Annotated in this window: 7 protein-coding genes; all 7 read left to right on the top strand. The window is 36.1% G+C overall.

Going from position 1 to position 9,356, the window contains the following annotated elements:
- The first annotated feature begins 311 nt into the window (after positions 1-311).
- Positions 312-1,436: a sensor histidine kinase gene (locus ACH0B5_RS07630; protein ID WP_206613375.1), complete on the top strand. Its 1,125-nt coding sequence runs from the start codon at positions 312-314 to the stop codon at positions 1,434-1,436.
- A 4-nt stretch (positions 1,437-1,440) separates the two neighbouring features.
- The gene (locus ACH0B5_RS07625; RefSeq protein WP_277749715.1) at positions 1,441-2,085 is read left to right on the top strand and encodes a response regulator transcription factor; all 645 of its coding nucleotides are present in this window, start codon (positions 1,441-1,443) and stop codon (positions 2,083-2,085) included.
- A gap of 126 nt (positions 2,086-2,211) precedes the next feature.
- A complete protein-coding gene (locus tag ACH0B5_RS07620) occupies positions 2,212-3,144 on the top strand; it encodes an ABC transporter ATP-binding protein (protein ID WP_341362267.1) in 933 nt (310 codons plus the stop codon).
- Positions 3,145-3,155: 11 nt separating this feature from the next.
- Positions 3,156-4,412: an ABC transporter permease gene (locus tag ACH0B5_RS07615; RefSeq protein WP_122971900.1), complete on the top strand. Its 1,257-nt coding sequence runs from the start codon at positions 3,156-3,158 to the stop codon at positions 4,410-4,412.
- On the top strand, positions 4,409-5,512 hold the full coding sequence (locus ACH0B5_RS07610) for an ABC transporter permease (RefSeq protein WP_406927655.1): 1,104 nt from the start codon (positions 4,409-4,411) through the stop codon (positions 5,510-5,512). Before ACH0B5_RS07615 ends, ACH0B5_RS07610 begins: the two co-directional genes overlap by 4 nt.
- Positions 5,513-5,797: 285 nt before the next feature.
- Positions 5,798-8,011, top strand: a complete 2,214-nt coding sequence (locus tag ACH0B5_RS07605; protein ID WP_406927654.1) for a penicillin-binding transpeptidase domain-containing protein — start codon at positions 5,798-5,800, stop codon at positions 8,009-8,011.
- Between the two features lie 230 nt (positions 8,012-8,241).
- A complete protein-coding gene (locus ACH0B5_RS07600) occupies positions 8,242-9,207 on the top strand; it encodes a PstS family phosphate ABC transporter substrate-binding protein (protein ID WP_122971898.1) in 966 nt (321 codons plus the stop codon).
- Positions 9,208-9,356: the final 149 nt, after the last annotated feature.

Below are 9,356 nucleotides of genomic sequence, written 5' to 3'. Positions count from 1 at the left end.
CCCTTTAGGGGCAGTTAGTAAGGAGCCCTTATAGGGCGTTACTAAAACCGCCTGTTTTACAGGCGGATATTTATTTTCCGAGGGAAGTTAAAAGTTGCTAATTTTGTAAAATTTATTACAAACAAGTACTTTTATACTAGTGGTAAGTAAATGGGATTGGTGTTAGCAAAAAAATCAGGACAACATCTTATGCTGTTTAATAGGGGGAGGCTTGTTCTCCTCCTTTTTTATTTTCACATATAAAATATTGTAAGCCCACTATATAATGGAAAGAGATGATAGGAAATTCCTTGGAAAAAAGGTGAATGATGATGAAAGTATTGATATTTCGCATTTGCTGTCTCTCAGTGACAATTGGGACAATGCTTGTCCATATAATTCAAAAAACGAATAGCTCGATTACTACAACCTTATTTATAATGAGCGGCATTCTTTGTTTTTATTTTCTTTTACCCCTTACGAAAAAACCGTTTTACAGTTATCTCGCTATTCTTTTATTAATAACCTTGTATTCATTTGCTTCAATTCAACTAGTATATGTATTACCTCTATTTGCTTTTATAATGGTAGAAGCCACGTTGCAGCTAAAAGATCGAACTTTCTATTTATTGTTTAGTTTATCGATTGGTGTTATCGCAACATTCACTTTATTACACTACATACCCTTTTATGACATGCTGTTAATGATAAGTATCATTTTATGTTGTTTTATGCTCAACCATTATGTAAAGGAAGTCGGTCGTAAGGAAAAGGTTTTTGAACAGCTCCTTACCCAATATCGCCAGTTAAAAAGAATGTCGGTCGAGCAAGAACAGTTCGTCCGGGCGGAAGAGCGTACGAAAATTGCAAGGGACATTCATGATTCAGTCGGTCATAAGTTGACATCTTTATTAATGCAACTTGAAATGATGTCGATACAAAATAGTACGGATAGCATTCAAGAGGCGAAACAACTTGCGAGGGATAGTTTGGAAGAAACCCGTTTTGCAGTAAGGCAATTAAAATCCTTTGAAACTTCCGGTATTCAATCGGTAATTCAATTAATTCGGAAGCTCGAGATGGAAAGTCGAATTTATATTCGTTTCACCCTCGAAAAAGGTGTTTTATCTTTACCGATATCGAACCAACAAAGTGTTGTCCTGTATCGAGTTTTACAAGAATGTTTAACGAATGCGATGAAACATAGTAGCTCCAAGGAAGTCGAAGTTATATTAAAGGTCAATTCTTTACAACATATTCAATTTGAAGTGAAAAATAAATTTATTTCTAGTCTGCCATTTATGAAAGGGTTTGGGTTAATTAATATGGAAGAAAGATTAAAGGAAATTGGGGGAGAATTACGTATGGTCCGAACGGATGAACATTTTATCGTAAGTGGATCCTTTCCATTCAATCTTTCCAAAGAAGAAGTGAAGTTAGAAGAAAAAGGAGTTTAGTAGTTTGACGATTAAAATTTTAGTAGTTGAAGATCAAACCATAGTGCGAAACGGATTGAAAATGATCATTGAACAGGATGATAGATACGAAATTGTTGGGGTGGCGAGTAATGGCCTTGAAGCCCTACAAATCGTTAGGAATTTACATGTAGATCTCGTATTGATGGACATTCGGATGCCGGAAATGAATGGCATCGAAGCAACGAAAAAAATAAAAGCTCAATTTCCCGATATGAAGATTATTATATTAACAACTTTTGATGATGATGCCTATGCCTATGAAACATTGAAGGATGGGGCGAACGGCTTTTTACTAAAATCTTCCGAACCGACAAAATTACTTTCTTCCATTCAAAGTGTGATGGATGGTGGATTAGTATTACAAGAAGATGTGGCAGCAAAGTTAATGCCCAAATTGCTTAAACAAACGGTTTCTTCCAACACTCCAACTCAGAATATTCCTTTAACAGAACGGGAACTAAAAATAGTAAAACTAATCGGAGAAGGCAAGACAAATAAAGAAATAGCAAATTGTTTATTCTTATCTGTAGGTACGGTGAAAAATCACATTACCCATATATTACAAGAACTCGATTTACGTGATCGAACTCAACTAGCTATCTATGCAGTGAAGAAAGGAATAGTTTAAAGCGGCGAATAATTTCGACCGCTTTTTCTTTTGAAAAGTGACTGAAGTCATATCGAGTGATGACGACCGCTACTTATAACAATGGATGAAAATTGGTATTGTATGGATAGAAAGGATGGGGAAATGATGATTGAAGTTGTGAATTTGACGAAAAAATTTAAAAAAGTGAATGCTGTCGATCAAGTGAATTTATATATAGAGCCTGGTGAAATCGTAGGTCTATTAGGTCCGAATGGCGCGGGGAAATCTACGACCATTGCAATGCTCTCTACTTTAATTCCACCAACTGCGGGAGATGTTTTTCTAAATCAACAGAGTATTATAAAAAATCCGGTAGCACTACGAAAAATTCTAGGTGTTGTTCCTCAAGAAATTGCACTATACGGCGAGTTAACGGCACAAGAAAACTTAAAATTTTTTGGTAGTATTCATAGAATGCCAAAGAAAAAATTAGAGGAACGAATGGAAGTCGTTTTAGAACAAATCGGTCTTCAAAATGAATCGAAGAAAAAAGTGAAACATTATTCAGGTGGGATGAAACGCCGTTTAAATATTGGTGTTGCCCTACTCCATGAACCGAAATATTTAATTATGGATGAACCGACGGTCGGAATTGATCCCCAGTCGAGAAACCATATTTTAGAAACGGTTAAACGATTGAATGAAGAATTTCATACGGCGATTATCTACACAAGTCATTATATGGAAGAAGTCGAATACATTGCTAAACGAATTTACATTATGGATAAAGGGAAAATTATCGCTTCCGGAACGAAGGATGAAATTAAATCCATTTTATCCTCCGAAAATACAATTCTCATTAAACTAGAGCGACAGTCAAAGGAATTCGTTAATGTCTTATTACAAGAACCAACGTTATCAAATATCAATGTGAACGAAACAGAAATATCCTTTACCGTTTCAAAAGATATGAATTTTTTGCCAACATTACTTACCCTTAGTAACAATAGTGGGGTTCGATTAAAAAGCTTCCAAGTAGAAGAACCGAGCTTAGAGGATGTTTTTTTACATTTAACTGGTCGGGCATTAAGGAACTAGGAGGATAGCCCATGTTTTTATCACTCATTCGAAAACAAATTACGATTTTATTTCGAAGTCCAACTGAACTGTTAATCCTTCTATTCATGCCGATCGTTCTCATAACGATTTTAAGTTTTGCACTAGGGGCATTATGGGAAGGGGAAAATGAAGTTTCAAAAGTTGAGTTAGCCATCGTGCAACAAGATGATGAAATGCAACAAGTCGATCAATTTCTACTTGAAGCAAAGGATTTTATCAATAGAACAAGCGACATGGAGAAGTATCTGCAGCACATGTTACCTATTTCTATCCTAGTTGAACAAATGGAAACGAACGAAGAGATGAAACAATTTATCCATGTAACTAAGTTGGATCCTGAAAAAGTAGAGGATGCAAAGGAAAGTGGAGAATATGCTGCTATCCTTGAAGTTCCTAAAAATTTCACTTACGATTTTTTATCGTCGATTTATTTACAAGGTGAAAAACCGACTTTTAATGTGTATTTAAATGAGAGTGAGAAAATTACTTCGACGATTGTTCAATCCATTTTAGATTATTATCAACAACAATATTCATTAGCTTCATCATTGGCGCAAAGTGGTGTCCCTACAAATATTGACTCATTGCCTAAAATGGAGATTACTTCTGATATTCGGACGATAGATTCGCAACAGGAGATTACTTCAAGTACGTATTATACGTTTAGTATGACGGTGATGTTCATTTTATATATTGCAAGTACCCTGGCAAGCCAAGCATTTGTAGAAAAGTATTTTCATATTTTTGATCGTGTTTTATTAGCTCGTATTCATCCCCTTACTTATTTGTTTAGTATTATGACGGCAACAATCATTATTGCGATGGTGCAAGTCGGTATATTATTTACCTTTGCCTATTTTATTTTTAATATTTCCTTTGCCCAATGGGAGTCGTTTCTTATTATTACACTACTTCTTTCAATTGTAGTAGGAGGACTGGCAGCATTATTATCTTCCGTAAACTATCGAACAAATTCCGGGGAAGCGTCAAATGTATTTTCCAATGCCTTTGTCTCTGTATTTGCCCTTGTAGGGGGGAGTTACTTTAATATTAGTAGTTTATCTCCATGGCTAGCGGAACTAGGGATGTGGACGCCGAATGGTGCAGCGTTAAATGGCTATTTAAAAATTTATCAAAACGCCTCGATGGTGGAAATAATGCCGAATATTATTCATTTATCGATATTAGCTATTTTATTTATAGTGCTTGCTGTAGTTCTGTTCCCGAAAAGAGGTGGGATTGTATGATCGACATTTTAAAAACAAAATTTTTATTGTTACTTCGGAAACCTGCAGGGTTCATTATTATCACAATCATTATTTGTACTTTTGCCTATATTTTAGGTCTCGGCCAACAATCGAAAATGCCGATTGCTGTTTATTCAGATTTGGATCAGGAACAAACCGAAGCATTTCTATTGGAGCTGAAAGAAATTCCAGAAATCGATTTTACTCTCTATGATGAAGAAGAAGCAATAGAAATGGTTAAGGATGGAAATACGGACGTAGCTGTGCATTTAATGGAAAAGAAATTTGAATTAATCATTTCTCCAAGCTATTTAGATGCGGCCTTATTAAAAAATCAATTAAATCGGATTTATGGTGAATTTACGCAACAACAGGCCATAATAGGAGCATACGATGATAATCCATCCATTAATGTAGAAGAAATTATCGAGAGTGCCGATGCACAACCGAGTTTTCAAATTCAATATTTAAACTTTTCCAATGATGGGGATTTTGTTTGGAATCCAAAACTGCATAGTTTATTCGGATTTACTTTATTTATGGTTATTTATACAGTAGCAAATGGCGTTGCTCATATCGTAATGGAAAGAAGAACGTTCATTTGGGATCGATTAACGATTTCAGCGATAGGAAAAACGGAAGTTTATTTAGCAAATGTTATTTATTGTTTTCTAATAGGGTATTTGCAAGTCGTTCTCGTTTTATCCATTTTTTATGTTGGCGGTGTTGACTTCTACGGAGGATTCGGTAAAACATTGCTTGTTGTCATTCCCTATTTATTATGTATCGTCGCCTTAGCCTTTTTCATTGCATCGGTAGCAGGAACGAGCGGACGATTTAATGCGTACATTTCAGTTTTAGCTGTTCCATTAGCGATGCTTGGTGGGGCTTATTGGCCATTAGAAATTGTTTCGTCCAAAGCAATTTTAGCTTTATCTTATGTTTCGCCAATTACCTATGGTCTAGATTTATTGAATGGTGTAACGATTCATAGTAGTTCAATGAATGAATTAGTTCAACCGCTTGGCGTTCTATTATTCATGACAATCATTTTCATGGGGATTGGAATCAATGTTATGGAGAAAAAAGAACAATTATAAACGACAAGGATAGGTATGTCATATACCTGTCCTTTTTTATCGAATCGATAATTGAAAGAAGGACATTGAGGAACAATAGAATTATGAAGTATAAACGGTAAAGACATACTGAAATTTTTTCCTAACATTTGAATAAATCTTACTTTATAAATGGAACCATTTTCATTTTTTTCCGTCACAAAACTTGGAGAATCTTCATTTCATAGCTTTTTAATGAAAGGTTCGAATGATATACTAGAGAGTATGGACTAATCATCATTTAGTAATTAAGAGAGGGGGATTGCATTGCGAAGAAAACTAAAAACGCAACGGGGATCTAGTGTGAAGGCAAAACATCGTGCTAGTTTGTCCTTTCGTATGAATGTCCTTTTCTTTTCTATTTTCATATTATTTTCCACGTTAATATTCCGACTTGGCTATTTACAAATTGTCAAAGGGGAAGAGTATGTGACAGCACTCGAAAGAACGGAAGAAGTGGCAGTCAATACAAGTGTACCTCGTGGTAGAATATATGACCGTTACGGAAGGGTTTTAGTCGATAACGAACCGGAAAATGCCATTACATATACGAAAATGCAATCGACAAAAACGGAAGAGATGTTAGCCATTGCCGAACAACTTGCAATGTTAATAGAACAGCCAACAGATCGGGTTACTTTACGGGATAAGCAGGATTTTTGGATTATGAAAAATAAAGATGCTGCTTATGCAAAAGTAACAAAAGAAGAAGAGGATAAAATTAATGCTAATGAAGACTTAGGGAAGTCGGAGAAACAATCTGAACTGGATCGTTTAGTTCGTGAACGGATTACAGAAGAAGAATTAGCCCAATTAACCCAATTCGATCTAGAAGTTTTGGCGATCTACCGTGAAATGGCATCTGGATATAATTTATCACCACAAATCATTAAAAGTGAAAATGTAACAGATGAAGAATTTGCCCGTGTATCAGAACGTTTATCTGATTTACCGGGAGTTAATACGACTACCGATTGGAAACGGGTGAAATTATCATCCCTTGCTATTTTAGGTAGAACGACGGTACCAAGTAAAGGGATACCGAAATCGAAGCTTGATTACTATTTAGCAAGAGACTATTCCCGTAACGACCGGGTAGGGGAAAGTTATTTTGAAGCGTACTATGAAGAATTACTTCAAGGTCAAAAATCCGTTGTGAAAAATATTACGAATAAGCAAGGGGAAGTTGTCGACACGGTGACGACGTACGAAGGGGAACCGGGGAACGACCTTGTTACGACGATCGATATTGAACTTCAAGCAGAAGCAGAACGAATTGTGGAAGAAAAGCTGCTTGAATTGAAAGCAAAAAGTCATTCAGAACTTTTAGACCGTGCTTTCTTTGTTATGATGAATCCGAATACCGGCGAATTATTATCTGTTGTCGGAAAGAAAATCGAAAAAGATAGTAAAACCGGAAAAGAGTATATTGTTGATTACTCCTACGGTACTTTTACAACGGCTTATGAGGTCGGTTCCACAGTAAAAGCCGCAACCCTATTAATGGGTTACTCGGAAGGTGTAATCGAACCTGGAACTAAACTTATCGACCAACCAATTAAAATTGCAGGAACAGAACCGAAAAGTTCCATTTTCAACCGACATGGAAAGATTCCCCTAGATGATATTACAGCACTAGAGCGATCTTCCAACTCCTACATGTTCCAAGTAGCGATGATGATTGCTGGTACAAGATACCGATACAATATGGGCTTTAGAATTCAAGATGATACGTTACAAACAATGCGTAATGGATATGCCCAATTTGGTTTAGGTGTCAATACAGGTATTGATTTACCAAATGAGTTTGCAGGTTTCCAAGGGGAACTGGATAACACAGGTAAAATTTTAAACTTAGCGATTGGACAATTTGATACGTATACACCAATGCAAATGGTGCAATATATTTCAACAGTTGCCAACGGTGGCTACCGCATCCAGCCGCGTATGTTAAAAGAAGTTCGCCAACCGTCTGAAGATGGGGAAGTGTTAGGACCAGTTGTTGAGGAAGTTTCACCGAAAATTTTAAATCGAATTTCCAATACACCGGAAGAAATCAATCAGGTGAGAAAAGGTCTCCGCCAAGTTTATGTAGGAGATCAAGGTTCTGCCCGATCTTACTTCTCTAATACACCGTATACAGCTGCTGGGAAAACAGGGACTGCAGAGGTAGTATACTATGGACCGCTACGAGAAAAATACGGTACAGATGCGATTACCCTTGCCCATGTTGGGTTTGCTCCATACGAAAATCCAGAAGTGGCTTACGCAGTGTTAATTCCTTGGGCAACAACGAACTATAATATTTCGTTGCCAACGGGTAACCAAATTGCTAGAGAAGTTTTAGACGTTTATTTTGAATTGAAAGATAAATATGCAAAAGAAGGTTTATCTTCAAGCTCAGTGAAACAACAAATTTTACCACCAACGACTAATGAAAAAATTGATGAAAATACAAAAGAACAAACTGTAAATGAATAATCGAACAACCTCGTAGAATCCATTTTCTACGGGGTTTTTTATTTTGGTTATGAAAAATAGAATAGGTTTTATTAAAGGGGTTTTAAGAAATAGAAAACAATAATCGCATTTACAATTTATCATAACGATTTACAATCTCTTTACAATTCATTTATATGACATCAACAAACTAGTATTATAGTTTTACTTGTAAGACAAACTTACTATGAAATTGATGGAGGAAATAAGAGATGAAAAAGTGGAAGTACTTAACGATGACAGCCGCACTTGGCTCAGCATTACTTTTAGGAGCTTGTGGTTCGGAAACAGATGAAGATGCAACAAATGCAAACGACGCAACTGAAACAGCAGAATCAGGCGATGCTCAATTAACAGGTACTGTTGCAGGTGATGGTTCATCAACAGTTTCACCAATTACAGAAGCACTTGTGGAAGAGTATGCTGGAGTTCAACCGGATGTACAAGTATCTGTAGGTGTATCTGGTACTGGCGGTGGTTTTGAGAAATTTATCGCTGGAGAAACTGACTTCTCTAACGCATCACGTCCAATTAAAGATGAAGAAAAAGCTGAATTAGAAAAAGCTGGAATTGACTATACAGAATTTCAAGTTGCCTTTGACGGTTTAACAGTTGTCGTTAACCCAGAAAACGATTGGGCTACTGAATTAACAGTAGATCAGTTAAAAAAACTTTGGGTTGAAGATGGAACAACAAAAAAATGGTCTGATATTGATCCATCTTGGCCAGACGAAGAAATCGTATATTACTCGCCAGGTACTGACTCAGGTACGTACGATTATTTCGATGAAGTAATTTTAGAAGGTGCAGACTTAGAAAATGCAGCTACATTATCGGAAGATGATAACGTACTCGTTCAAGGTGTTGCTTCTGACAAAAATGCGATTGGATTCTTCGGTTATGCTTACTACTTAGAAAACCAAGATAAATTAACTGCTGTAACAGTTGACGGTGTTGCACCAACAAATGAAACAATCGAATCTGGGGAATATACTCCACTTTCACGTCCATTATTCGTCTATGCAAAAAATAGTGCATTAAAAGAAAACGAAGCTTTCTATGATTTCATGAAATATACTTTAGAAAATGCTGGTGAAATGGCAGAAGCTGTTGGCTATGTAAAATTACCAGATGAAAAGTATGAAGAAGGTTTAAAGACTTTAGAAGGTTTAAAATAATAAAATGAATGAAAAAAGTGTGGGGGCCATACCACTGTGTAAGCTTGGCATCTCACACTTTTCTCTTTCCATGTTTAGATTATGAAGTAAACCCTTCGATGTAGCTTCGGTTTATCCATTTAAAAATTTGTTTTCAGATTGAATTAAAA

It is taken from the genome of Ureibacillus sp. 179-F W5.1 NHS, from assembly GCF_045369345.1.
Lineage (GTDB): Bacteria > Bacillota > Bacilli > Bacillales_A > Planococcaceae > Ureibacillus > Ureibacillus halotolerans.
Note: the sequence above shows the minus strand (reverse complement) of the source record. Positions and strands in the feature narration are given on the sequence as shown.